General features: G+C 64.9%; 19 protein-coding genes, 2 tRNA genes and 3 rRNA genes. 11 read left to right on the forward strand and 13 right to left on the reverse strand.

Going from position 1 to position 23,825, the window contains the following annotated elements; all coding sequences use genetic code 11:
- Window positions 1-70: 70 nt before the first annotated feature.
- Window positions 71-892 (reverse strand): hypothetical protein, encoded by an 822-nt coding sequence (locus tag I6H87_RS19460; RefSeq protein ID WP_010813533.1) that lies wholly within the window; start codon window positions 890-892, stop codon window positions 71-73.
- Between the two features lie 430 nt (window positions 893-1,322).
- The gene (locus I6H87_RS19465; protein ID WP_011616381.1) at window positions 1,323-1,712 is read right to left on the reverse strand and encodes an OsmC family protein; all 390 of its coding nucleotides are present in this window, start codon (window positions 1,710-1,712) and stop codon (window positions 1,323-1,325) included.
- 560 nt (window positions 1,713-2,272) lie between these two features.
- Here I6H87_RS19465 and I6H87_RS19470 point away from each other — a divergent pair.
- The 6 genes from I6H87_RS19470 to I6H87_RS19495 all read left to right on the forward strand — a co-directional run bounded on the left by I6H87_RS19470 (window position 2,273) and on the right by I6H87_RS19495 (window position 7,842).
- Window positions 2,273-3,804, forward strand: a 16S ribosomal RNA gene (locus tag I6H87_RS19470).
- A 62-nt stretch (window positions 3,805-3,866) separates the two neighbouring features.
- Window positions 3,867-3,943: transfer RNA gene (locus tag I6H87_RS19475), tRNA-Ile, on the forward strand.
- Between the two features lie 12 nt (window positions 3,944-3,955).
- Window positions 3,956-4,031, forward strand: a tRNA-Ala gene (locus I6H87_RS19480).
- A 296-nt stretch (window positions 4,032-4,327) separates the two neighbouring features.
- Window positions 4,328-7,208 (forward strand): 23S ribosomal RNA (locus I6H87_RS19485).
- 113 nt (window positions 7,209-7,321) lie between these two features.
- Window positions 7,322-7,434: ribosomal RNA gene (gene rrf, locus I6H87_RS19490) — 5S ribosomal RNA — on the forward strand.
- Together the 16S, 23S and 5S rRNA genes with 2 tRNA genes alongside form the textbook arrangement of a ribosomal RNA operon.
- A 129-nt stretch (window positions 7,435-7,563) precedes the next feature.
- The gene (locus I6H87_RS19495; RefSeq protein ID WP_010809788.1) at window positions 7,564-7,842 is read left to right on the forward strand and encodes a GIY-YIG nuclease family protein; all 279 of its coding nucleotides are present in this window, start codon (window positions 7,564-7,566) and stop codon (window positions 7,840-7,842) included.
- A gap of 68 nt (window positions 7,843-7,910) precedes the next feature.
- Here I6H87_RS19495 and I6H87_RS19500 read toward each other — a convergent pair whose 3' ends face one another.
- The gene (locus tag I6H87_RS19500; protein ID WP_010809789.1) at window positions 7,911-8,333 is read right to left on the reverse strand and encodes an organic hydroperoxide resistance protein; all 423 of its coding nucleotides are present in this window, start codon (window positions 8,331-8,333) and stop codon (window positions 7,911-7,913) included.
- A 47-nt stretch (window positions 8,334-8,380) separates the two neighbouring features.
- A complete protein-coding gene (locus I6H87_RS19505) occupies window positions 8,381-8,857 on the reverse strand; it encodes a MarR family winged helix-turn-helix transcriptional regulator (protein ID WP_011616382.1) in 477 nt (158 codons plus the stop codon).
- A 182-nt stretch (window positions 8,858-9,039) separates the two neighbouring features.
- On the opposite strand from I6H87_RS19505, the gene I6H87_RS19510 reads away from it, so the two are divergent.
- Window positions 9,040-10,506, forward strand: coding sequence for a DegQ family serine endoprotease (locus tag I6H87_RS19510; RefSeq protein ID WP_011616383.1), 1,467 nt, complete (start codon window positions 9,040-9,042; stop codon window positions 10,504-10,506).
- 260 nt (window positions 10,507-10,766) lie between these two features.
- Window positions 10,767-11,099, forward strand: coding sequence for a hypothetical protein (locus I6H87_RS19515; RefSeq protein WP_010809792.1), 333 nt, complete (start codon window positions 10,767-10,769; stop codon window positions 11,097-11,099).
- Window positions 11,100-11,252: 153 nt separating this feature from the next.
- On the opposite strand, the gene I6H87_RS19520 is transcribed toward I6H87_RS19515, so the two are convergent.
- From I6H87_RS19520 to I6H87_RS19540, 5 genes are all read right to left on the reverse strand, one after another.
- Complete coding sequence (locus I6H87_RS19520; RefSeq protein WP_011616384.1) at window positions 11,253-12,836, reverse strand: MFS transporter; 1,584 nt, start codon at window positions 12,834-12,836, stop codon at window positions 11,253-11,255.
- Complete coding sequence (locus I6H87_RS19525) at window positions 12,833-13,321, reverse strand: MarR family winged helix-turn-helix transcriptional regulator (protein WP_011616385.1); 489 nt, start codon at window positions 13,319-13,321, stop codon at window positions 12,833-12,835. Before I6H87_RS19525 ends, I6H87_RS19520 begins: the two co-directional genes overlap by 4 nt.
- 123 nt (window positions 13,322-13,444) lie before the next feature.
- Window positions 13,445-15,415, reverse strand: coding sequence for a transglutaminase TgpA family protein (locus tag I6H87_RS19530; RefSeq protein WP_041688273.1), 1,971 nt, complete (start codon window positions 15,413-15,415; stop codon window positions 13,445-13,447).
- Complete coding sequence (locus I6H87_RS19535; RefSeq protein WP_011616387.1) at window positions 15,412-16,443, reverse strand: DUF58 domain-containing protein; 1,032 nt, start codon at window positions 16,441-16,443, stop codon at window positions 15,412-15,414. Before I6H87_RS19535 ends, I6H87_RS19530 begins: the two co-directional genes overlap by 4 nt.
- A gap of 5 nt (window positions 16,444-16,448) precedes the next feature.
- Window positions 16,449-17,375: an AAA family ATPase gene (locus I6H87_RS19540; RefSeq protein ID WP_010809797.1), complete on the reverse strand. Its 927-nt coding sequence runs from the start codon at window positions 17,373-17,375 to the stop codon at window positions 16,449-16,451.
- Between the two features lie 253 nt (window positions 17,376-17,628).
- Here I6H87_RS19540 and I6H87_RS19545 point away from each other — a divergent pair, with 253 nt between their 5' ends.
- Window positions 17,629-18,450, forward strand: coding sequence for a phytanoyl-CoA dioxygenase family protein (locus I6H87_RS19545; protein WP_011616388.1), 822 nt, complete (start codon window positions 17,629-17,631; stop codon window positions 18,448-18,450).
- A gap of 15 nt (window positions 18,451-18,465) precedes the next feature.
- Here I6H87_RS19545 and I6H87_RS19550 read toward each other — a convergent pair whose 3' ends face one another.
- Both I6H87_RS19550 and I6H87_RS19555 read right to left on the reverse strand, forming a co-directional pair.
- Window positions 18,466-19,308, reverse strand: coding sequence for an IclR family transcriptional regulator (locus I6H87_RS19550; RefSeq protein WP_010809799.1), 843 nt, complete (start codon window positions 19,306-19,308; stop codon window positions 18,466-18,468).
- A 118-nt stretch (window positions 19,309-19,426) separates the two neighbouring features.
- Window positions 19,427-21,028 carry an MFS transporter gene (locus tag I6H87_RS19555; RefSeq protein ID WP_011616389.1) on the reverse strand — a complete coding sequence of 534 codons (1,602 nt, stop codon included), beginning with the start codon at window positions 21,026-21,028 and terminating at the stop codon, window positions 19,427-19,429.
- Between the two features lie 61 nt (window positions 21,029-21,089).
- On the opposite strand from I6H87_RS19555, the gene I6H87_RS19560 reads away from it, so the two are divergent.
- A complete protein-coding gene (locus I6H87_RS19560) occupies window positions 21,090-22,070 on the forward strand; it encodes a LysR family transcriptional regulator (protein ID WP_011616390.1) in 981 nt (326 codons plus the stop codon).
- Between the two features lie 53 nt (window positions 22,071-22,123).
- On the opposite strand, the gene I6H87_RS19565 is transcribed toward I6H87_RS19560, so the two are convergent.
- Together I6H87_RS19565 and I6H87_RS19570 are read right to left on the reverse strand one after the other, a co-directional pair.
- On the reverse strand, window positions 22,124-22,369 hold the full coding sequence (locus I6H87_RS19565) for a hypothetical protein (RefSeq protein ID WP_011616391.1): 246 nt from the start codon (window positions 22,367-22,369) through the stop codon (window positions 22,124-22,126).
- A gap of 140 nt (window positions 22,370-22,509) precedes the next feature.
- Complete coding sequence (locus I6H87_RS19570; RefSeq protein ID WP_010809803.1) at window positions 22,510-23,073, reverse strand: YggT family protein; 564 nt, start codon at window positions 23,071-23,073, stop codon at window positions 22,510-22,512.
- A gap of 237 nt (window positions 23,074-23,310) precedes the next feature.
- On the opposite strand from I6H87_RS19570, the gene I6H87_RS19575 reads away from it, so the two are divergent.
- A complete protein-coding gene (locus I6H87_RS19575; RefSeq protein WP_011616392.1) occupies window positions 23,311-23,769 on the forward strand; it encodes a MarR family winged helix-turn-helix transcriptional regulator in 459 nt (152 codons plus the stop codon).
- The last annotated feature ends 56 nt before the right edge of the window (window positions 23,770-23,825 follow it).

Below are 23,825 nucleotides of genomic sequence, written 5' to 3' on the forward strand. Positions count from 1 at the left end.
CACAGCATGGATCGCCGAGACCCCACTTCGGTGGGGTCTGTCGAGCACAATCATTGATGCGAGTGATCGCTTACGCGATCAGGTAGGCAGAGTGCGGGTCCGGCCGGATGGCAGCGCGCAGCTTGCGCACGCTGGCTTCCAGCTCGGCATGGGCGGCATCGAGCCAGGCCACGCGATGGCGCACCGGATCCTTGGCCGACAGGTCGCTGGCGGCGATCTCGCGCAGGAAGTAGCGCACCATGCTGCCGGCGCGCGCTGGCACTGGCATCATCCCCAGCAGTTGGTGCTTTGCCAGCAGCCGGCGGCTGACTGCATGCCGCAGCCCTGCCCAGGCGGTACGGCCCAGCGCGATGTACAGCGCATCCGTGCGCATCTGGCGCACGGCGCCCAGGAACCGCGCTTCGAATACCTCGCGCAGCATCGGGGTCTCCAGCAGTTCTTCCAGCGGTCCGTCGAACGCCAGACCGCGCCGCGTGGTGGCATGCGGCAGCAAGGCAAGCGGTTGCAGGCGCTCGAACCCATCGTTCCACAATGCCGCGGCGTGCGGCAGGCCAACCAGTTCGGGCACCCGGAAGTGGTCGAGCATGCGGATCAGGTTGGGCCGCACCAGCTTGCCGCCCAGTTCGACGCGCCGCTTGTTCTCGCGCTGGATCACGCGGCCGGGTGCATGGGCGCGCATCAGTTCTTCGGTGACGGCGGCGGCCAGCCGCACATGGGCGTGGCCGGGCGTGGTGCTGACCAGCACCAGGGGTGCCTGGGGGTTCAGGTATTCGCAGGGCACGTAGTGCATGGCGTACGTGCCGTCCTGTGCCACCACAACCGGTTTGGCGATCACGCCGACTGCGCCCGCAAGCCGAACCTGCGCGCAATACGCTTCGATGAAGTTGGTCAAGGAATCCCCCCGCTCGCTTCGATGTATCGGCGCTTTCTGTTGGCGCCTTCTACTTGTTCTGCTTTCCGTTCATGGTAAGCCTGCGGTGCATGGCAGATAAAGCGTACGGCGCCGGTTTGCCCGGAAAGCGACGAAACCTTGGTGGGCCAGCCAACACACCGGGGCAGGATGCCCCTCGAACGGGTGGGGCACGCGCCTGGTCCACGCCAGGTACGGTATCGCACCACGTGCGTCAGGACGATGACATCGGGCAGGAGGGAATCGGCCGGAACGGGGCCGCCGCGACGGTAGGTCGCCGGAAAGAAAAGACCGGACACGTCCGTGTCCGGTGAACCCATTTGCTGACTCAGGACGTGTCACAGCCTGAGCCATCAAATAATAACGATTATCATTTGAGGTGACAATAGCAGCGTGATCTTGCCAGGGTGGGTCAGGCAATCGACGTCTGGATGGAAAACTGTCCCGACAAGGTCTTGTGCACCGGGCAGCGATTCGCCACGCGGAGCAGGTCATCCAGGATCTGGGGCGTGAGCTCGCCGCTGACCTTGACCTCCCGGTTCATGGTGTAGGTCCCGTTGGCATCTTCATGACCGACCGATACATGGACTTCGGTGATGGCGTAGCCCTTGCGTTTGGCGTACAGCTGCAAAGTCAGCGTGGTGCAGGCGGCCAGGGCCGAATCCAGCAGGTCATGCGGGTTCGGGTATTGGGTGTCGCCGCCGGCGGATGCATCCAGGTCGGCTTGCCACTCGGCAGTCCCGTTGGTCAGGTGGCAGATGCTGTTGCCCTGGCTTGGTTGCCAGGTCGCTTGGATAGTCATCAAACGTCCCCATCTATAAAGAGCGGCCCGGTGGGCCGGAACAGCCATTCTATAAGTAGCGCCCGCCGAGAGCTGAAGTGGCTTGGAGTGCCTTTTTCAGGTGGGTTGGCTTTTTTTCGAAATACCCCTTGCCAACCCCGCTGCGGTCACTTAATATTCGCCCCCTCGCAACACAACGCAGCGCTGCAAAGCAGACGCAGCAAGGGTTGCGGGGTCGACCGGAAGGGTTGGCGCAGCGAAGTTGGCGCGCTGGCCGCAGCAAAAAAAGATGCTGAAACGGTTGACGAAACGAAGAAAGCTCTGCATAATCTCGTTTCTCTGCTGCAGACAACGCAGCGGCGCTGAACGGCAAAGCCGGCGGCGAAGTTCTTTAACAACCAAACAACCGATAAGTGTGGGCGCTGGGTAGCGGACGCCGCTGTCTTCGGACAGTGTTGCTTCACAAGTTATACAGTGCTCGCACAGCAAAACGTGACTGGATCTTCGGATCTGGTCAGTCAGTTTTCTGAGAGTGAGCGACCGCTCGAAAGAGCGAGGACCTTCGGGTCCACACAGAGATTGAACTGAAGAGTTTGATCCTGGCTCAGATTGAACGCTGGCGGCATGCCTTACACATGCAAGTCGAACGGCAGCACGGGCTTCGGCCTGGTGGCGAGTGGCGAACGGGTGAGTAATACATCGGAACGTGCCCTGTAGTGGGGGATAACTAGTCGAAAGATTAGCTAATACCGCATACGACCTGAGGGTGAAAGCGGGGGACCGCAAGGCCTCGCGCTACAGGAGCGGCCGATGTCTGATTAGCTAGTTGGTGGGGTAAAAGCCTACCAAGGCGACGATCAGTAGCTGGTCTGAGAGGACGATCAGCCACACTGGGACTGAGACACGGCCCAGACTCCTACGGGAGGCAGCAGTGGGGAATTTTGGACAATGGGGGCAACCCTGATCCAGCAATGCCGCGTGTGTGAAGAAGGCCTTCGGGTTGTAAAGCACTTTTGTCCGGAAAGAAATGGCTCTGGTTAATACCCGGGGTCGATGACGGTACCGGAAGAATAAGCACCGGCTAACTACGTGCCAGCAGCCGCGGTAATACGTAGGGTGCGAGCGTTAATCGGAATTACTGGGCGTAAAGCGTGCGCAGGCGGTTTTGTAAGACAGGCGTGAAATCCCCGAGCTCAACTTGGGAATGGCGCTTGTGACTGCAAGGCTAGAGTATGTCAGAGGGGGGTAGAATTCCACGTGTAGCAGTGAAATGCGTAGAGATGTGGAGGAATACCGATGGCGAAGGCAGCCCCCTGGGACGTCACTGACGCTCATGCACGAAAGCGTGGGGAGCAAACAGGATTAGATACCCTGGTAGTCCACGCCCTAAACGATGTCAACTAGTTGTTGGGGATTCATTTCTTCAGTAACGTAGCTAACGCGTGAAGTTGACCGCCTGGGGAGTACGGTCGCAAGATTAAAACTCAAAGGAATTGACGGGGACCCGCACAAGCGGTGGATGATGTGGATTAATTCGATGCAACGCGAAAAACCTTACCTACCCTTGACATGCCACTAACGAAGCAGAGATGCATTAGGTGCCCGAAAGGGAAAGTGGACACAGGTGCTGCATGGCTGTCGTCAGCTCGTGTCGTGAGATGTTGGGTTAAGTCCCGCAACGAGCGCAACCCTTGTCTCTAGTTGCTACGAAAGGGCACTCTAGAGAGACTGCCGGTGACAAACCGGAGGAAGGTGGGGATGACGTCAAGTCCTCATGGCCCTTATGGGTAGGGCTTCACACGTCATACAATGGTGCGTACAGAGGGTTGCCAACCCGCGAGGGGGAGCTAATCCCAGAAAACGCATCGTAGTCCGGATCGTAGTCTGCAACTCGACTACGTGAAGCTGGAATCGCTAGTAATCGCGGATCAGCATGCCGCGGTGAATACGTTCCCGGGTCTTGTACACACCGCCCGTCACACCATGGGAGTGGGTTTTGCCAGAAGTAGTTAGCCTAACCGCAAGGAGGGCGATTACCACGGCAGGGTTCATGACTGGGGTGAAGTCGTAACAAGGTAGCCGTATCGGAAGGTGCGGCTGGATCACCTCCTTTCTAGAGGCTTGTGTCTCAAGCCTAGCGTTCACACTTATCGGTTTGTTTGCTGTTACAGCCAAGGGTCTGTAGCTCAGGTGGTTAGAGCACCGTCTTGATAAGGCGGGGGTCGTAGGTTCAAGTCCTACCAGACCCACCAAGTTATCCGGAAGGGGGATTAGCTCAGCTGGGAGAGCACCTGCTTTGCAAGCAGGGGGTCGTCGGTTCGATCCCGTCATCCTCCACCACTGCCTGGTACCTTGGATTGGTTGTCAAATGAAAGCGCATCGCGACGATGAGTGGCGAGTGTTTCCATTTGGCATTGCCAAGCGATCGCAAGATCGGCTGTTCTTTAAAAATATGGGATGTAGTAAAGGTGTCGCGCGAGCGTTGATGAGACGCTGCAGTACAAGACGCGATACCGGGTTGTGATTGTATCAACCAAAATGTATTTAAGTGATCGAAAGATGACTTGGAATACGGCACAAATGCGAGAACTCATCCTGTAGCGAGGTTTCGAGCAATCGAGACACACTCGTTATAGGGTCAAGCGAACAAGTGCATGTGGTGGATGCCTTGGCGATCACAGGCGATGAAGGACGCGGTAGCCTGCGAAAAGCTTCGGGGAGCTGGCAAACAAGCTTTGATCCGGAGATGTCCGAATGGGGAAACCCGGCCCGAATGGGTCATCCCACACTGAATCCATAGGTGTGGGAAGCGAACGCGGCGAACTGAAACATCTAAGTAGCTGCAGGAACAGAAATCAACCGAGATTCCCAAAGTAGTGGCGAACGAAATGGGAAGAGCCTTGTACTCTTTAGCAGTGGTGTTAGCAGAACGGGATGGAAAGCCCGGCCCTAGCAGGTGATAGCCCTGTATGCGAAAACACGATTGTGGAACTAGGTGTACGACAAGTAGGGCGGGACACGTGAAATCCTGTCTGAAGATGGGGGGACCATCCTCCAAGGCTAAATACTCGTGATCGACCGATAGTGAACCAGTACCGTGAGGGAAAGGCGAAAAGAACCCCGGGAGGGGAGTGAAATAGATCCTGAAACCGCATGCATACAAACAGTCGGAGCCTCGTAAGGGGTGACGGCGTACCTTTTGTATAATGGGTCAGCGACTTACATTCAGTGGCAAGCTTAACCGATTAGGGAAGGCGTAGCGAAAGCGAGTCCGAACAGGGCGTTGAGTCGCTGGGTGTAGACCCGAAACCAGATGATCTATCCATGGCCAGGTTGAAGGTGCGGTAACACGTACTGGAGGACCGAACCCACTAACGTTGAAAAGTTAGGGGATGAGCTGTGGATAGGGGTGAAAGGCTAAACAAATCTGGAAATAGCTGGTTCTCTCCGAAAACTATTTAGGTAGTGCCTCGTGTCTCACCTTCGGGGGTAGAGCACTGTCATGGTTGGGGGGTCTATTGCTGATTACCCCGCCATAGCAAACTCCGAATACCGAAGAGTGCAATCACGGGAGACAGACATCGGGTGCTAACGTCCGGTGTCAAGAGGGAAACAACCCAGACCGCCAGCTAAGGTCCCCAAATATAGCTAAGTGGGAAACGAAGTGGGAAGGCTAAAACAGTCAGGAGGTTGGCTTAGAAGCAGCCACCCTTTAAAGAAAGCGTAATAGCTCACTGATCGAGTCGTCCTGCGCGGAAGATGTAACGGGGCTAAGCTATATACCGAAGCTGCGGACGCACAGCAATGTGCGTGGTAGGAGAGCGTTCTGTAAGCCTGTGAAGGTGTCTTGTAAAGGATGCTGGAGGTATCAGAAGTGCGAATGCTGACATGAGTAGCGATAAAGGGGGTGAAAGGCCCCCTCGCCGTAAGCCCAAGGTTTCCTACGCAACGTTCATCGGCGTAGGGTGAGTCGGCCCCTAAGGCGAGGCAGAGATGCGTAGCTGATGGGAAGCAGGTTAATATTCCTGCACCGTCGTATGATGCGATGGGGGGACGGATCGCGGAAGGTTGTCCGGGTGTTGGAAGTCCCGGTCCCTGCATTGGAGAAGGCGCTCAGGCAAATCCGGGCGCGGGATTCAAGGATGCGGGGCGAGCGGCCTAGTGCTGCGAAGCAATTGGAAGTGGTTCCAAGAAAAGCCTCTAAGCTTCAGTCATACGAGACCGTACCGCAAACCGACACAGGTGGGCGAGATGAGTATTCTAAGGCGCTTGAGAGAACTCGGGAGAAGGAACTCGGCAAATTGGTACCGTAACTTCGGGATAAGGTACGCCCTGGTAGCTTGACTGGCCTGCGCCAGAAGGGTGAAGGGGTTGCAATAAAATGGTGGCTGCGACTGTTTAATAAAAACACAGCACTCTGCAAACACGAAAGTGGACGTATAGGGTGTGACGCCTGCCCGGTGCCGGAAGATTAAATGATGGGGTGCAAGCTCTTGATTGAAGTCCCGGTAAACGGCGGCCGTAACTATAACGGTCCTAAGGTAGCGAAATTCCTTGTCGGGTAAGTTCCGACCTGCACGAATGGCGTAACGATGGCCACACTGTCTCCTCCCGAGACTCAGCGAAGTTGAAGTGTTTGTGATGATGCAATCTCCCCGCGGCTAGACGGAAAGACCCCATGAACCTTTACTGTAGCTTTGCATTGGACTTTGAACCGATCTGTGTAGGATAGGTGGGAGGCTTTGAAGCGTGGACGCTAGTTCACGTGGAGCCGTCCTTGAAATACCACCCTGGTTTGTTTGAGGTTCTAACCTTGACCCGTGAATCCGGGTCGGGGACAGTGCATGGTAGGCAGTTTGACTGGGGCGGTCTCCTCCCAAAGTGTAACGGAGGAGTTCGAAGGTACGCTTGGTACGGTCGGACATCGTACCTAAAGTGCAATGGCAAAAGCGTGCTTAACTGCGAGACCGACAAGTCGAGCAGGTGCGAAAGCAGGACATAGTGATCCGGTGGTTCTGAATGGAAGGGCCATCGCTCAACGGATAAAAGGTACTCTGGGGATAACAGGCTGATACCGCCCAAGAGTTCATATCGACGGCGGTGTTTGGCACCTCGATGTCGGCTCATCTCATCCTGGGGCTGTAGCCGGTCCCAAGGGTATGGCTGTTCGCCATTTAAAGAGGTACGTGAGCTGGGTTTAAAACGTCGTGAGACAGTTTGGTCCCTATCTGCCGTGGGCGTTGGAATCTTGACGGGGGCTGCTCCTAGTACGAGAGGACCGGAGTGGACGTACCGCTGGTGTACCTGTTGTCTCGCCAGAGGCATCGCAGGGTAGCTATGTACGGAAGAGATAACCGCTGAAAGCATCTAAGCGGGAAACTCGCCTGAAGATGAGGATTCCCTGGCGGCTTGACCGCCTTGAAGGGTCGTTCGAGACCAGGACGTTGATAGGCTGGGTGTGGAAGCGCAGTAATGCGTTAAGCTAACCAGTACTAATTGCCCGTAAGGCTTGATCCTATAACCAGTGTGTTTTGCCTGGTGAGTCGATCGCCTTGTGCCAGATACGCACAACCCCAACTACATCCCTATTCGCAGCGTTGACCTCAACCTCAGCGCTGCAACCCCTCATGCCTGGTGACCATAGCGAGCTGGAACCACCCCTTCCCATCCCGAACAGGTCCGTGAAACAGCTCCGCGCCGATGATAGTGCGGATTCCCGTGTGAAAGTAGGTCATCGCCAGGCTCTTATTCCGCAGAACCCCCAGCCCCAAAAGGCTGGGGGTTTTTGCTTTTGGCGCGGCGGAAAATGGAATGGCTCGCCGCCGCCGCTCCGGCGTAATACTATTACCGCTGAATCCCCATTACCCATCCCATGTCGGCTGACAGCGCCTGGTACCTCTATCTGCTCGAATGCACCGGCGATTCCATCTACACCGGGATCACGACCGATGTTGCCCGCCGCTTCGCCGAGCATCTGTCCGGAAAAGGCGCTAAATATACGCGATCGCGCAAGCCCATACGCGTTTTGGGCCAATTGCGCTTCGACACGAAATCCGAAGCGTTGAAAGCGGAAATCGAGATCAAGCGCTTGAGTTCGACACAGAAGCGCGCATTTTGCGCGCAACTGCCAGCAACCGAGCCGGCCCGGTAGCCGGCAGTGCGACAAAACAAAAAGGCCGGTATCGCGCAAGCGATACCGGCCTTTTCCATGCTTGCCGATCAGACCACAGTCAGCGTCACGTCGATATTGCCGCGCGTCGCGTTCGAGTACGGGCACACCTGGTGCGCCTGTTCGACCAGCTTTTCGGCAGCCTCGCGCTCGAAGCCCGGCAGCGAGATCTTCAGTTCGACCTGGATGCCGAAGCCTTGAGGGATCGGGCCGATGCCGACCGCGCCTTCGATCGTGGCATCGGCGGGCACGGTGATCTTCTGCTGGCCGGCCACGTAGCGCATGGCGCCCAGGAAGCAGGCCGAATAGCCGGCAGCAAAGAGCTGTTCCGGATTCAGGCCATTGCCGGCGCCACCCATTTCCTTGGGCACGGCCAGCTTGGCGTCGAGCTGGCCGTCGGACGTGGTGGCACGGCCGTCACGGCCGCCGGTGGCGGTGGCATGGGCGGTATAAACGACTTTTTCGAGTTTCATCTAAGGCTCCGGTTTGTTGCCCGAGAGGGGCGTATCAATGCTTGCCGTCAGTCCGGCAGGCTGGAATCGGTCCGCGCCTGTTCAAGCGTCGACCGCAGTGCATGCAGGCGCTGCGTCAGGGCCTGGATCTCTTCGACCGGGCACTGCGTGGCGCACAACATCTGTTCAGGAATACGGGCTGCGCGCTGGCGCAATGCGCGGCCGGAGTCGGTCAGGCTGACCAGCACCCGCCGTTCGTCGGCTGCGTCACGGGTGCGCGTGACCAGCCGCGCCGTCTCCAGCCGCTTCAATAGTGGCGTCAGCGTCCCCGAGTCCAGCGCCAGCCGCGCGCCGAGGTCCGAGACCGTCAGCGTTTCCGCCTCCCACAACACCAGCATCACCAAATATTGCGGATAAGTAAGTCCAAGCTCACTTAAGAGTGGCTTGTACAACTTGGTCATGGCCAGTGAGCTTGAATACAGCGCAAAGCACAGCTGGCGATCCAGTAGCAGCAAATCCGGGGAGGGGTCGTTGTCGCGTTCCATGGCAATATATTAGACGCAATTAGATTGTGCGCAAGATAAATTTTCATTTCGCCGAAATGTGCTCGATACGCCCGTGTATGGCCTGGTGCTGACCCTTAAGTCTGTTTTAAGTCTGGGTCGCTAGCATGACCGTGTCGCGTCGCAAACTGCCGACGCCTGATGCACAAGGAAAGGAACCACACATGATGCGCCAGACCATTGCTCGCACGGCCGTTGGTATCGCGGCCCTTGCCGCCCTTGGCGGCGGCTATGCCTATCTGCAGAGGGAAGTCATCACGCCGGGGTACGCGGCACCTGCGCCAGCCGTCGCGCCAGCGCAGCCGGCGGCCGCCGTGGCCACGCCGACGGATTTCTCCGGCATCGTGGCACAGTACGGGCCCGCCGTGGTCAATATCAGCGTCACCGCGCGCGCCCAGCGCACCGCGGCGCAGATGCCCCCGGGCATCGATCCGGACGATCCGCTGTTCCAGTTCTTCAAGCGTTTCGGGCCGCAGTTCCAGGGTCCGCAAGGCGGCCAGCAGCAACTGGTGCGCGGACTGGGCTCGGGCTTTATCGTGAGCCCGGACGGGCTGATCCTGACCAATGCGCACGTCGTCGACGGCGCGCAGGAGGTCACGGTCAAGCTGACCGACCGCCGCGAGTTCAAGGCCAAGGTGCTCGGCAGCGATCCGCAGACCGACGTGGCCGTGATCCGCATCGACGCCAAGAACCTGCCGGCCGTGCGCCTGGGCGATCCTTCGCAGGTGCGCGTGGGCGAGCCGGTGCTGGCGATCGGTTCTCCCTACGGCTTCGAGAACACCGTGACCGCGGGCATCGTCAGCGCCAAGTCGCGCTCGCTGCCGGACGATACCTATGTGCCGTTCATCCAGACCGATGTTGCCGTCAATCCCGGCAACTCGGGCGGGCCGCTGTTCAACCAGCGCGGCGAGGTGGTCGGCATCAATGCGCAGATCTACAGCCAGACCGGCGGCTACCAGGGCCTGTCGTTCGCGATCCCGATCGACGTGGCCACCAAGGTGCAGCAGCAGCTGGTGGCGCATGGCAAGGTCACGCGCGGTCGTCTCGGCATCAGCGTGCAGGAGGTGAACCAGGCGCTTGCACAATCGTTCGGGCTGCCCAAGCCTACTGGTGCGCTGGTCAACTCGGTCGAGCCCGACAGCCCGGCCGCGCGCGCTGGCCTGAAGCCTGGCGACGTCATCGTGCAGCTCGACAATGACGTGATCGACCATTCGGGCGACCTGCCCGAGCACGTGGCCGATATCAAGCCGGGCACGCAGACCTCGTTGAAGATCATCCGCAAGGGCCAGCCGATGACGCTGTCGGTGACGGTGGGCACGGCCAGGGACCGGGCCGTCGCACAGAAGGGCGGTGGCAGCGAGGCCGGTGGCCGGCTGGGGCTGGCGGTGCGCCCGCTCACGCCGGCGGAGAAGCGTGGCAGCGGCATCGACGGCGGTCTGGTGGTCGAGGACGTGGCCGGCCCCGCCGCGCGCGTCGGCATCCAGCCGGGCGACGTGATCCTGTCGCTCAACGGCACGCCCATCAGCTCGCCCGAACAGCTCAAGTCGCTGGTATCGAAATCGGGCAAGCAGGTGGCACTGCTGGTGCAGCGCGACGATGCGCGCATCTTCATTCCGCTCGACCTGGGCTGATTGCCGCGGGCACGCCAGACTGCCCGCAAGCCGTTAACTGGCAAGGCTTTGCTGCCCGCGCGGGCCGTATACCCCGACGTATACCGACACGTATACGAAGCCGGTATACGGCCCGCTAAGCCTTGCCGGAGGCGGGATTCAGCGCAACGAACTGCTTACAGAAAGCGCGCCAGCAGGTATTATCTCGACTGCGATGCACGAAGCATGCGGCGGCAGCCCCCGCCGACCCTGGTTCTGCTGAATCGACAAAGAGGAAGTCTATGCAGTTGGATTTCACCCGCGCCATCACGCCGGGTACCGATAGAGCGCGGCGACTGACGTCCACGACGTCCACCGCCGGCTCCGCGCCGAAGCCCCGGCGGCGCAAGAAGGTTGTCGCCCCCCACTGGGAGCGCGGCTATCGCTCACACTTCTACCGCAACGAACGCGGCGACAAGCTTGGCGAAGTGCGCCTGTCCGAGCGCGGCGATATCCCCGTGGTCTACCACTGGGCCGCCGGCAATTACTCTGGCGCAGAAGGCTCGCTGGCCCACGCCCGTGCGCGCGTGGAAGAGACCATCGGTTTCGGCATGCGCCAGCTCTCGCTGTTCTGAGCAGGTACTTCGCCGGTGCCGCATCCGCCGGCACTGCGACCCGTCCGCGCCATCGCCTCGCGCGCGGTGCCTTCGCTTCTCCCCAAGATTCCGCGTCTGTTCCGCAGTAGTTCCAGTCGTCGCACCGCTTGCGCATAGCCGCTCGCGCGGGCTTCAGGGCAGTCGCCGCTGCAGCAGCATGTACGCCGCCGCCCCCAGCGCCAGCACCGCAATCAGCCGATAGATATCCTCGCAGGCAATCAGCCTGGCCTGCTGCTCGATCAGCCCGTTCAGTTGCGCGAGCGCGCCCAGGTGGGCCTGCGCCGCATCGAAGCCGCGTGCGGCCAATGCCGCCTGCATGGCAGCCATCCAGTGTTCGGTCTCGGCGGGGCGCTGGCCCACCGCGTGCAGCAGGCTGTCGTGCACCGCGAACTGGCGGTTCTGCAGCAGCACCGCACCCAGCGCCGAGGCAAAGGAGCCGGCGACCTGCCGCATCAGGTTCTTGCTGCGGTAGCCATGGGCGAATTCATCGGGACCCAGCGCCCGGAACGTCAGCCCGGCGATGGGGATGATCACCAGCACGCCGAACAGGCCCTTGCCGACCAGCCCCCATGCCAGCGCCGGCGGGCCGGCGTCGGGCGGCATCTGCGAGAACCACCATGCCGTGGCGGCCATCAGCACCAGGCCGGCGACCATCAGTGGCTTCTTGCGCGTCAGGCGCGGCGCCACCTGCAGGTAGACGAAGATGCCGGCCAGGCTGACCAGCGCGGCAAAGGTGTTGAGCCAGCCGGTGGCCGCCAGCGGGATCTTCAGCGCCTGCTCGGCGTAGATCGGGAACAGGTAGCCGCTCAGGTTGCTGATCATGTAGTACACGAAGTACATCGCCAGGCCGGTCAGGTACACCGGGTGGCGCAGTGCGCGCAGGTGCAGCACGGGTTCGCTGTGGTGCCACTGGTGCCACAGGAACACGGCCAGCAGCGCCAGGCCCGCGGCGGCCACCAGCGCGAGCCTCAGCGGGTGCGAGAACACGTCGAAGCGCGCCTCGGTCAGCGCCGCCTGCAAGGTCACGATGGCGGCGCCGAACAGCAGCAGCGGCCCGAGCGCGGGGCCGCCGGTATCGGTGCGCGGCTCCGCATCCGGCAGCAGCAGCCAGGCACCCAGCGTGGCCAGCGCGGCGAACGGCAGCACGCCGTAGAACACGTCCTGCCATACGCCATGGTCGATCAGCTCGGCGGCGAAGGCCGGGCCCAGCGCCGACCCCGAGAAGATGCCGATCATGAAAATGCGGGTGGCGCGCGGACGCGCGGTCGGGCCGAACAGCACGTTGACCAGGATGCGGCAGCTGGTGAACAGCGCGCCGCCGCCCACACCCTGGATAAAGCGCGCCACCACCATCTGCGGCAGCGCATGGCTGGTTGCGGCCACGACCGTGCCCGCCATGAACAGCAGCAGCGCCCCCGTCAGGTAGTAGCGGTAGCCGAACCGGCGCGACAGCCATTGCTGCTTCAGGATCATCAGCATGCTGCCCACGGCGTAGGCCGCCTGCACCAGCGCGAAGCTGCGCGGGTCGGCGTCGAGGCCGCCGACGATATGGCTGGAGGCAAACACGAACATGATGTTCTCGAGGAACTCCAAGCCGGTGGCCAGCGCCAGCAGCATCATCAGCAGGGTCTGGCGCTGCCGGTGGCTCAGCCAGCGCAGCCACCGCATGCTGACGCGCAATCGCCACAGAGGCTGCCAGGGTGAGCCGGGCTTCATGGCTGGAGCCCCTCCAGGGTCTGGTGCAATTGAGTCAGCGCACGCGTGGCGCCGGCCAGGCCGCCTGCGCCGAGCGGCGCCCAGGCCTCGCCGTAGGCGGCATGCACCGCGGGCGCGGCGCGCTCCAGCAGCCGGCGGCCGGCCGGGGTCAGGGTCAGCTCCAGGCTGCGCCGGTCGCTGGCCGACGCCCGCCGGCGCAGCAGCCCGCGCGCTTCCAGGCCGTCCAGCAGCCGCGTCATCTGCGTGCGCGTGGCGTCCAGCGTGGCGCCCAGCTCGGACGGCATGCTGGGCCGGTTTTCGTCGACGGCAAGCATGCTCAGCAGCAGGTACTGGCTCATGTCCAGTTCGAACGGGGCCAGCGCCTGGTCGATATGGCCGCGCAGCAGGCGCGCGGTGCGCAGCAGCAGCCTGGAGGCCAGGATCAGGTCGCGCGGGGCCTCGGGATGGCGGGCGCAGAAGCGGTCGATGCGTTGTTCGAAAGACATGGCTGGAGGCGTTGCGATCCACGCGAGCGGCGGATCGATTGCATTCGATATAGTTGCAGATGTAATTATATCAAGCGAAGCTAATCCCGGCAGGGCGTGCCGGCCGGCGTGGCTGGCGGGGGCTTAATGCCGCAACGCCGCGGCGATCTGGCGAATGCCTGCCCGCATCGCTGCCAGCGCCTGCGCATGGCCCGCGGCCGGCAGGTTGCCGTAGCGCAAGCCGACATAGGCGGCGCTGACGGCAGCGATCGCGTCGGCCGCGCGCGGCAGCCGCGCACTGGCGCGCGCGGCGAAGTCTTGCGGTCCTTCGGCCTGGGCGCGCTCGCAGCCGTGGCGGGCCAGCAGGGCGCAGAAGCGGGCATAGGCCGCATCGACCGGGTCTGCCGGCCCGCGGCGCCGCCACAGCGGCACCAGCGCCAGCAGGCACAGTGCGCCCAGCACGCCGGCCAGCAACTGCCCGGCGCCCACGCCGGCGCCGAGTGCCAGCAGCAGCCGCTGCTGCTGCGCATGGTCGTACTGCAGCACCCAGCGCTGCCAGGTGTAGACGACGCCTTCATAGGCCCAGCGCAGGTCCTTCAGCCATGCCGGTTGCTGCGACGGCCGCCAGTCCGCGGCTTCGCTGCCCACTACCGCATCCAGCCCCTGTTCGATGCGGCCCGGGGCAACGGCGCTGGTCGGGTCCACGCGCACCCAGCCGCGGCCGTCGAGCCAGACCTCGGCCCAGGCATGCGCATCGGACTGGCGCACCACGTAGTGGTTGCCGATGGGGTTGTACTCACCACCCTGGTAGCCCGTGACCACGCGCGCGGGCACGCCGGCGGCGCGCATCAAGAAGACGAAGCTGCTGGCGTAGTGCTCGCAGAAGCCGCGCCGGGTGTCGAACACGAAGCTGTCGACCTGGTCGCTGCCCAGCGGCGGTGGGCTCAGCGTATAGGCAAAGGGCGCCGCCGCGAACAGCCGCAGCGCGGCTTGCACGCGCGCGACGGGATCGGCATGGCGGTCGGCCCATTGGGCGGCCAGCGCGCGGGCGCGCGGATTGCCGTCCGGCAGGCTCAGGGCCAGCCGGCGCGTGGCGGCTGTCAGCGCTTCGGGCGCGGGGGACAGCGTGGAATGCGTGCGGTAGCGGATGCGCTGGTCCACCGGCCGGCGCACCATGAACTCGCCGTCGGGCGTGGCGGCGCCATCCACGCCGGCGGACAGTGCCTGGCCGCGGTCCAGCGCGAACAGCCAGCGCTGCTGGCTGGGCTCGAGCGTGATGCTGATGTCGATGCCATTCGTGTTGCCGGCGGCGGGCGCTGGCGCCAGTTGCTGCCGGCGCTGCCGCGACGGGTGCCAGGTGGTGCCGTCGTATTCCCACAGCACCAGCGCACGCCAGTACAGCGCCGCGGCGGGCAGCGGCGGGCCGGCGACCTCGGCACGCAGGGCGATTTCGGGAGAACGGATCAGCTGCCCGACGCTGCCCGGCCGCATGGTGTCGCTGATGCCGGTGGTGCCGCGCGGCGCCGATTGCGGCAGTTGCCACAGCGGGTGCTCCAGCCGCGGGAACAGCACGAACAGCGCCAGTGCCCACGGCAGCCCCAGCAGCGCCATGCGTCCCAGCAGCGGCCAGATCGCCAGCCGGCTGCGCGCCTCGGGGTGGTGCAGCAACAGCCAGTTGCGCAGCACCCAGGCGCCGATCGCCAGGCTGTACAGCGCCAGCCAGAACGGCTGGTCGGACAGGTACAGCGTCAGCAGCAGGTAGAACGACAGCTGCGTGACCAGCGTCGCGTCCGACAGCGCGCGGCATTCCAGCAGCTTGAGGATGACAAAGGCTCCCAGCAGCGCCACGGCGAGCTCGCGCCCCATGCCGCCGCCGTCCTGCCACACCAGCGCGCTGGCCACCAGCAGCACCATTACCGCGGTGATGCCGAGCATCCAGCGCGAAGGCAGCGGCGCCCGCCGCCGCCATAGCAGCCAGCGCCAGCCCAGCAGCAGCACCAGCAACAGGCTGACCGCCACCGGCAGCGTGCGCGCCTGCGGCGCCAGCACCAGCGCCAGCTGGCCCAGCAGCAGCCCATGGTCGTCATGCCGCAGCGGCCGCGCGACGGGTTTCACGCCCGGTCTCCGGCGCGGCAGGCCGCGGGCCGTTGCGGCCATAACGCCAGCGCTTCCAGGCAGGCGCGCCGGTGGCTGGCGCCGCGCGCTGGCGGCAGTTCTACGCCGGTCAGGCGCAGGCCGATCTCGGCATCGTCACCGGCGGCCAGCAGCCACGCGCACAGGCGCGACAGCCGCGCTTCCGCCTCCATGCCGGCCGGGAGTGCGTACCAGTCCAGCCAGCGCGCCGGTTGCTGCGGTGGATCGCCGGCGCGGCTGAGCCAGCGGCCGGTGCGCGCGCTGTGCTTCCAGGCGATGCGGTGCAGCGGGTCGCCGCTGCGGTAGCGGCGCAGCTGGTCGATGCCGTCGTCGCTGGTTGCCGCGCTCGCGGCCGTGTGCACGCCATCGCCAGCGTCTGGCCGATATGCGGCAGGCGGTGGCGGGGCATCGGGCTCCGGGGCGGGATAGACCAGCGTCGACATGTCCAGGTCCGCATAGCTCCAGACCCGGAACAGCCCGAACGGAAAGCGGCTGGCGATCGCCACGCGCGGCAGCACCAGCCGGCCCCGGCGCGCAGTCGGCACGTGCAGGGCGAGCATCCCGCTGGCGCTGCCATCGAGCGTCAGCATGGCGGTTGCCACGTTTGGCAGCGTCGGCACGCGCGCCTCGATGCCGATGCGCGCGTCGGCATCGCGGTTGTCGATGCGCAGCTGGAACACGGCATCCTGCCCGGCATGGGCCGGCGCCGCCGGGCCCGCGGCCACGGCGAGGTCGAGCAGGTTGCGGTAGGCCAGCCACATACACGCCATGCCGATGCCGGCCAGCAGGAAGGTCAGCGCAAAGCCCAGGCTGATGTTGTAGTTCAGCGAAGTCAGCAGCATCGCCGCCAGCACGACCGCAAAGCCGAGGCCGCCGCGGGTGGGCAGGATATAGAGGTGGCGCCGATCCAGCAGCAGCGTGCCGCCAGTTCCGCCGGTCGGGCGCCGGCCCGCCGTGCGGCGCTGAGCCATGACCGGCGCGCCGCGGAGCACGCTTTTGCGCGCCGCCATGGCTTTCAGGGAATGGCCACGCCGGCCTGCAGCGCGGCCAGTTCGCCGGCAACGGCGGCGTGGCCGCCCGCGCCGGCGGGCAGCAGCCGATGCGCGGCCACCGCGGTGAAGACCGCCTGCACATCTTCCGGCAGTACCATGTTGCGCTGCGCCAGCAGGGCCCAGGCGCGCGCGCAGGCCAGCAGCGCCAGCCCGGCGCGCGGCGACAGCCCCGCGGCAAAGCCGTCGTGGCTGCGCGTGGCCTGCACCAGCGCCAGCACGTAGTCCACCAGCGCCGGGCTGGCGTACACCTGTGTGGCAGCCTCCTGCAGCGCCAGCACCTGGCTGCCATCCATCACCGGCGGCAGCTCCGGCGCGCTGGCGCCGCCCAGGTACAGCACGCGCTCGAAGGCGGGGTCGGGGTAGCCGAGCGACAGCCGCATGGTGAAGCGGTCCAATTGCGATTCGGGCAAGGCATGCGTGCCGATCTGCTCCAGCGGATTCTGCGTGGCGATCACGAAAAACGGCGACGGCAGCGCGTGCGTGGTGCCGTCATGGGTCACCTGCCCCTCGGCCATGGCCTCGAGCAGCGCGCTCTGGGTCTTGGGCGGCGCGCGGTTGATCTCGTCGGCCAGCACCACCTGCGCGAACACCGGGCCGCGATGGAAGCGGAATTCGCCGGCGTCGCGGACAAAGACCGAAACCCCGATCAGGTCGGCCGGCAACAGGTCGCTGGTGAACTGCACGCGCTGGTATTGCAGCCCGAGCGTGCGCGCCAGCGCATGGGCCAGCGTGGTCTTGCCGACGCCGGGCACGTCTTCGAGCAGCAGGTGGCCGCGTGCCAGCATGCAGGCCAGCGCCAGCCGCACCTGCTGCGGCTTGCCAAGAACGATGCGGCCCAGCTGGGCCTGGGCCTCGGCCAGCGAAGCGACGATGCGTGGGCGAGCTGTCACGTTGGGCCTCGGCGCAAAAGGTGGAAAAAACGGGTGGATGCAGGGAATATCGGGTGAAGACCAGCGCATTGTAGCGGCGCGGGCGGCACGCGGCACCGTCTGTTTCCGTACGGAGAGTGAGTGCCCCGGCGCTGTCTGCATGGTTATGGTGCAGCGCCTGCGCCAGATTGCGCCGGTTCTGGCATCATGAGCCTGTCGGGCCACCGCGGCCCTTCCCATTCCTCTTTCCGCTGCCTGTACCGCGCCTGCTGCAATGACCTCGCTGGACCCCTGCGCCGACCTGCCTTCCTCCGTCCTGTCTGCCGATGCCGGCGCGCTGCCGCGCCTGGTGCAGGCCTTCCACGCCAACGGTTTCGTGATCCTGCGCGGCTTTGCCGATGAGCCGGCGTGCGCGGCGCTGGAGGCGGTGACGCGTGAGCACCTGGCCGCGGCGGTGCCGCCGGTGGAGTTCGAGGCCGACCTGGGCTATCCCGGCGCGCCGGCCGCACGCGATGCCGCCGGCGGCGGCACGGTCAGGCGGCTGCGCCAGGCCTACGGGCGCGACGAGGTCTTCCGCCGCTGGGCCAGCGCCCCGAAGCTGGTGGCGGTGGTGCAGGCGCTGCTGGGCGAGCCCGCCCGCATCACGCTGGCGCACCACAACTGCGTGATGACCAAGCATCCGCACTACGGCAGCCAGACTGGCTGGCACCGCGATACGCGCTACTGGTCGTTTGCCCGGCCGGAACTGGTGACGGTGTGGCTGGCGCTGGGCGACGAGGACGAACGCAACGGCGTGCTGCGCGTCATCCCGGGTTCGCACCAGGCGAAGCTGGAGCCGGGCCAGCTGGACCCGGCCGAATTCCTGATCGAAGCCCACCCCGCCAGCCAGCCCCTGCTGGATGCCGCGCAGCCGCTGGCGCTGCACCGCGGCGACGTGCTGTTTTTCGACAGCCGGCTGTTCCATGCGGCCGGCCGCAATGCCTCCGACGCGGTCAAGCTGTCAGTGGCGTTTGCGTATTTCGGGGCCAGCAACCGGCCGCTGGACGGCACGCGCTCGGCCGAGTTCGGCAGCGTGGAGCTGCCCGCGGCAGTCTGATCCCCGCGGCTGTGCTCAGGTGCGCAGCCCGACCAGCCCGGAAATCTTCTCCGAAGCTTCCAGCAGCGGCGGCAGGAAACGCTCCAGCATCTCCTGCGCGCTGGTGCGGTTGGCCTGGCCGCTGATATTGATGGCGGCGATGGTGTGGCCGGCACGGTTGCGGATCGGCGCGGCCAGCGACACCAGCCCTTCTTCCAGTTCCTGGTCGTTGAGCGCCCAGCCGCGCTTGCGGATGTCGGCGACGATGGCCTTGAGCGCGTCCACGTCGGTGACGGTGCGGCTGGTGCGCGCGCGCAGGTCGGTGGCGCGCAGCACGCTGTCGAGCTCGGGCTCGGCCAGGCCGGCCAGCAGCACCCGCCCCATCGACGAGCAATAGGCCGGCAGGCGGCTGCCGATCGACAGGTTGATGGTCATGATCTTGCGCGCCGGCACGCGCAGCACGTAGACGATCTCGGTGCCGTCCAGCACTGAGATCGAGCAGCTTTCATGCACCTGCTGCGACAGCGTCTCCATGATCGGCTCGGCCAGGTTCCAGAACGGCATCGAGGTCAGGTAGGCGAAGCCCAGGTCCAGGATCTTGGGCGTCAGCCGGAACAGGCGGCCGTCGGCCTGCACGTAGCCCAACCCCACCAGCGTCAGCAGGATGCGGCGCGCGCCGGCACGCGTCAGGCCGCTGGCCTGGGCGATCTCGGTCAGCGTCTGGGCCGGGTGCTGAGCGTTGAAGGCCCGGATGACCGACAGCCCGCGTGCAAAGGACTGCACATAGCTGTCGCTCGGCTTTTCGGGCGTGGCGGCGGCGCTGTCGGCGGTCTGCGGTGCTCGCGGCGGGTTCTGGCGGGAATCGGTGGGGCTGGCCATTTGCGTAGCCCGGCGCGGTTCGCCGGATTGGCACGGAAAGGCCGAAAGGGTAGAGGAAATGGCGGGATTGCGCCAGTACCGGCCCCGGACATGGCCTGGCGCCCGGCGCGTGGGTTCCTTACCGGAAGCTGCGCTGCGCCAGCACGAACACCGCCGCCACCACGCACAACACGGCAAAGCCGTGCAGCATGTCCATGCCGGCCAGCAGCGTGGCCTGGCGGTCGACTTCCAGCGAGATTTTGGCCAGACTCGTTGCCGAGAGCGCATCCGGCGCCTGCAGCACCGGGTTGTAGCGGGTGATGTGTTCCACCAGGTGGGTGCGGTGCTGTGCCAGGCCGTCCTGCATGAACACGCTCGCCAGCCCCGTGCCCATTGCCGAGGCGATCTGCTTGCACACGTTCTTGAACTGGTAGGCGTGCGAGAAATCCTCGACCGGCACTTCCAGGTAAGTCATCGATGCCACCTGCACCATCAGCAGCACCGGCGTCAGCCCTTCAAGCAGCACCACCGGCACCAGCGCGTAATCCGGCGCGCCCGGCATCAGCTGCTGCGACAGCAGCATCGCCGCGCAGGCGTAGACGACAAAGCCGATGGCGATTACGCGCCGCTTGCGGAACACCAGCGCCATGCCCAGCGTAATGACGATGGCGCCGATGACCGACACCGTGCCGCTGGTCGACAACAGCATGCAGGTGGTGCGGAAGGTCAGCCCCAGCCCGGTCTGCGTGAGCGAGGGCAGCAGGAACGACCAGGCCGACGAGAGCAGGTAGTACAGCGTGTAGAAGCCCAGCCCGTACAGGTACTGGCGTCCGGCCAGGCGCGAGAAGTCGATCCATGGATCCGGATGGCGATACAGCCGCCAGCCGCTGAAGGCGAACAATGCCAGCCCGCACAGCGCGGCCAGCGGCATTTCCAGCGAGCTGAAGAAGCGCGTGTAGCGCATCTCCTGCAGCGTATGCAGGAACACCAGCGCGCCCAGCGCGGCGGCGATGGCGGCGGGCCAGTCCAGTGTCGATACCGGCGGATGCGGGTCGCGTGGCGCGCGGGTCGGGTAGGTCAGCGCCACCGACAGCAGTACCGGCAGCGCAATGCCGGCCTGGAACAGGAACACCGCGCGCCAGCCGATATCGTCCAGGAAGATGCTGGTCAGCCACGGCGTGATCGCCAGCATCGAGAACGCGCCGCCGCCGAAGCGCAGCATCAGCGGGCCGCGCTCGGCCGGCGTCGATACCAGCTGCACCAGGATGCGCGAGGCCGCGAACAGGCCGCCGGCACCCAGCCCCTGCACCGCCTTGCCGGTGATCAGCCCGGTGGGGCTGGCAAACTCGGCGCAGATCAGCGAGCCCAGGACAAATACCAGCAGCGACCCGATGGTGAAGCGCTTGTAGGTGACGCGGCGCGCGACCTGGTCCAGCACCATGTTCATCAGCACCGCGGTGGCCGCGTAGGCCGAGATCGCGTACAGATAATCTTCCGGCGCGGCACCGACGCCGCCCTGGATATGCTGGCTGGCCACGCCCATCATCAGCGTGGACGAGAAGTCGATGCCGGTCACCAGCCCGAGCGTCAGGCCGAACAATGAAAGACGCCAGTGACCCATTTCCGGGTGACTGGCGAGTTGCATGCGCGGGCGCTGGGGAATGGGGGCGGCGGGGGCTAGGGCTGCTGGAACTGCGGGGCCTGAGGCGTCCGGTCCAGCGGGGACAGGCGTTTGTTGCATCGCTCAAGCATAATGTAGGCCTGCCGTCGGGAACTACAGCTTGTCAGGGAAACATTGTCCGGTGAACGAAACAATCCAATGGAATGATTGGGAGGCGTTCTGCTGCGTGGTCGAGCAGGGGACGTTCACGGCCGCGGCGGAGCAGCTGGACTGCCCCAAGTCGCGTGTCTCGGCCGCAGTGGCGCGGCTGGAAACCGCCATCGGCGCCAAGCTGCTGGAGCGCACCACGCGGCGCATGCGCCTCACGGATGCTGGCAAGGCGGTCTACCGCGATGTCGCCCCCTTGTTTGCGCGCCTGCGCGAGATCCGCCAGGAAACGCTGGCGCGTGAGGAGCGCGTACAGGGCGTGCTGCGCATCGCCACACCCTATGAGTTCGGCGCCCAGCAACTGGGTGGCGTGATCTGCCGCACGCTGGCGGCGCATCCGGCGCTGGACGTGGCCGTGGAAATCACCCAGGGCCTGGTCGACCCGATCCGCGACGGGTTTGACGTGGCCTTCGTCGTCGTCGACACCGACCTGCCCGACTCCGGCACGGTGGCGCGCCGCATCTACCATGTCGAGCGCGGCCTCTTTGCCGCGCCGGCGCTGGCGGCCAGCCTGCCGGCGCAGTTGCGCCCGGAAGACCTGGCCAATATGCCGACGCTGACCACGCCCGGCGACACCGTCTGGGAATTCACCCGCGACGGCCAGACCGTGTCCGTGCCGATCCGTCCGCGCATGCAGACCCACAACGCCGAACTGCGGCTGCAGGGCGCGCTGGCTGGGCTGGGCATCGCCCGGCTGTCGGTCATTTATTGCGAGGCCGAGATCGCGCAAGGGCGGCTGGTGCGCGTGTTGCCTGACTATCCTCTGCCGCCGCTGCGCGTATTCGCGCTGCTGCCGGACCGGCGGCTGCAGCCGCGCAAGGTGCGGGCCTTCATGGAAGCGATCGAATCGATGATGGTGTCCGAGCTGGAGCCCGAGGCGGGCCTGGACGGGGGGATGGGGGCGGAAGCAGCCGCGAGCGGGCAGGCTGAAGGAGCGGCCCGCACGGCGGGTTGAGGGCGCTGGCGGGCCGCCACGGCCGGGGCCGTGGCAACGGAAAGGGCAGGAGCTCAGGCGCCGTCGGTGAATGCGTCGCGGCGGTCGGTGGTCCTGGCGCCGTCAGTGAACGGGTCGGCCTTGCCCAGCCTGGCGCCGCCCAGGAACGGATCGGCCTTGCCGGCGTGGGCGATGCTCCCGTCCAGGCGGGCGATGTCGGAAACGGGTTCGGAGGCGTGGGCAGCGGCCGCGGCAAACGACAGGCTGACGGCGCACAGCAGGGAAAGCGCCAGGCTGCGGCGTTGGGCGATGGTCTTCATGGTGTGTGGTCCTTCTCAGGCAGGGTGCGTGGCGGAAGCGCCACGATGCCTGCAATGTAGGACTTCACACGGGGCAGAAAAAGGGTCAATTCTCGACACACTGTCCAGGGCTCTGGACAATGTGCCGAGCCGCCGCTGGCTCAGTAGTGCATGCCGAAGATGCTGGCGCCCAGCCGCGCGATCACCATCAGCAGGATCTGCGCGATCACGAACAGCACCAGCGGCGAAACATCGAAGCCGCCCAGGCGCGGTACCACGCGCTGGATCGGGCGCAGCACCGGCGCGGTCAGGTGGTCGATGGCCGGGGTGATCGGCGAATGCGGGTTGACCCACGACAGGATCGCCATCAGCAGCGTGACCCACATTACCAGGCTGATCGTCCATTTCAGCACATAGAGCAGGGCGGTCAGCAGCATGGCCGGCAGGAAGCCGAGCAGGTCGATGCCGCTGAGCAGCGCGACCAGCACCAGGAACACCATCGCGGTCAGCCATGCGCCCACCACCGTGGCCCAGTCAATGCCGCCCACCCCGGGGATGACCCGGCGCAGCGGGCGCACCAGCCAGTCGGTGATCTGGAACACCCCCTGGGACACCGCATTGCGCGTAGGCAGCCGCGTGAGCTGCATCCACACGCGCAGCAACAGCGCCATGCCGAACAGGGTGAAGACGGTATCCAGCAGGAAGAGAGCGATTTCCGAGAACATCGGTGCGTTTTCCGGTGACGGGTGAAGGTGTCTGCAACCGCACAGATTCTGCCATAGCCTGACGCCGGCACGATGCAACCGTGCGCCGGGCACATGAGCTGGCGGACATGTTTGTGCTGGCGCCTCGGTGCGCGGCCCCTATAATTGCGTGCGCCCGGTTGCGGGACCGGCCGCGCACCCGTGGTATTGCGCGTGGTTCCTGCGCTTTCCTCCTCCTTTGCGCTTTTTCGCCACCTTATGCCCAGCAAGTCCGCCCCGTCCCGGAAATCCACATCGCTTACCAAGGCCGACTTCGAGGCGCTCTCGGATTTCCGCTACCAGTTGCGGCGTTTCCTGCGGTTTTCCGAAGATGCGGCGCGCGCGGAAGGGCTGACCGTGCAGCAGTACCTGCTGCTGTTGCATATCCGCGGCTGTGCCGACAAGGACTGGGCCTCGATCGGCGAACTGGCGGAACGGCTGCAGGCCAAGCAGCACGGCGTGGTGGCGCTGGTCAACCGCTGCGAGGCGGCGGGGCTGGTCAGGCGCCGGCTCAACCCCGAGGACCGCCGCGTGGTGCAGGTACACCTGCTGGCCAAGGGCGAGCGCTACCTGAACCGCCTGGCGATGCTGCACCGGACCGAGCTGGAATCGCTGCGCGGCGCTTTCCGCGTGGCCCGCATCACCCAGTTCAACGACGACGGCGCCGAGCGCGCCTGAGCCGCGGCAGGCCTGCACTGCCAGCCAGTTACAGGCAGTTACCAATCACAGGTTCC

It is taken from the genome of Cupriavidus necator, from assembly GCF_016127575.1.
Classification (GTDB): Bacteria; Pseudomonadota; Gammaproteobacteria; order Burkholderiales; family Burkholderiaceae; genus Cupriavidus; species Cupriavidus necator_D.

Coding starts and splice junctions, on each gene's coding strand:
- I6H87_RS19465 (WP_011616381.1), bottom strand. CDS start 1,712: ATGACTATCCAAGCGACCTGGCAACCAAGCCAGGGCAACAGCATCTGC.
- I6H87_RS19495 (WP_010809788.1), top strand. CDS start 7,564: ATGTCGGCTGACAGCGCCTGGTACCTCTATCTGCTCGAATGCACCGGC.
- I6H87_RS19500 (WP_010809789.1), bottom strand. CDS start 8,333: ATGAAACTCGAAAAAGTCGTTTATACCGCCCATGCCACCGCCACCGGC.
- I6H87_RS19505 (WP_011616382.1), bottom strand. CDS start 8,857: ATGGAACGCGACAACGACCCCTCCCCGGATTTGCTGCTACTGGATCGC.
- I6H87_RS19510 (WP_011616383.1), top strand. CDS start 9,040: ATGATGCGCCAGACCATTGCTCGCACGGCCGTTGGTATCGCGGCCCTT.
- I6H87_RS19515 (WP_010809792.1), top strand. CDS start 10,767: ATGCAGTTGGATTTCACCCGCGCCATCACGCCGGGTACCGATAGAGCG.
- I6H87_RS19520 (WP_011616384.1), bottom strand. CDS start 12,836: ATGAAGCCCGGCTCACCCTGGCAGCCTCTGTGGCGATTGCGCGTCAGC.
- I6H87_RS19525 (WP_011616385.1), bottom strand. CDS start 13,321: ATGTCTTTCGAACAACGCATCGACCGCTTCTGCGCCCGCCATCCCGAG.
- I6H87_RS19535 (WP_011616387.1), bottom strand. CDS start 16,443: ATGGCGGCGCGCAAAAGCGTGCTCCGCGGCGCGCCGGTCATGGCTCAG.
- I6H87_RS19545 (WP_011616388.1), top strand. CDS start 17,629: ATGACCTCGCTGGACCCCTGCGCCGACCTGCCTTCCTCCGTCCTGTCT.
- I6H87_RS19550 (WP_010809799.1), bottom strand. CDS start 19,308: ATGGCCAGCCCCACCGATTCCCGCCAGAACCCGCCGCGAGCACCGCAG.
- I6H87_RS19555 (WP_011616389.1), bottom strand. CDS start 21,028: ATGCAACAAACGCCTGTCCCCGCTGGACCGGACGCCTCAGGCCCCGCA.
- I6H87_RS19565 (WP_011616391.1), bottom strand. CDS start 22,369: ATGAAGACCATCGCCCAACGCCGCAGCCTGGCGCTTTCCCTGCTGTGC.
- I6H87_RS19570 (WP_010809803.1), bottom strand. CDS start 23,073: ATGTTCTCGGAAATCGCTCTCTTCCTGCTGGATACCGTCTTCACCCTG.
- I6H87_RS19575 (WP_011616392.1), top strand. CDS start 23,311: ATGCCCAGCAAGTCCGCCCCGTCCCGGAAATCCACATCGCTTACCAAG.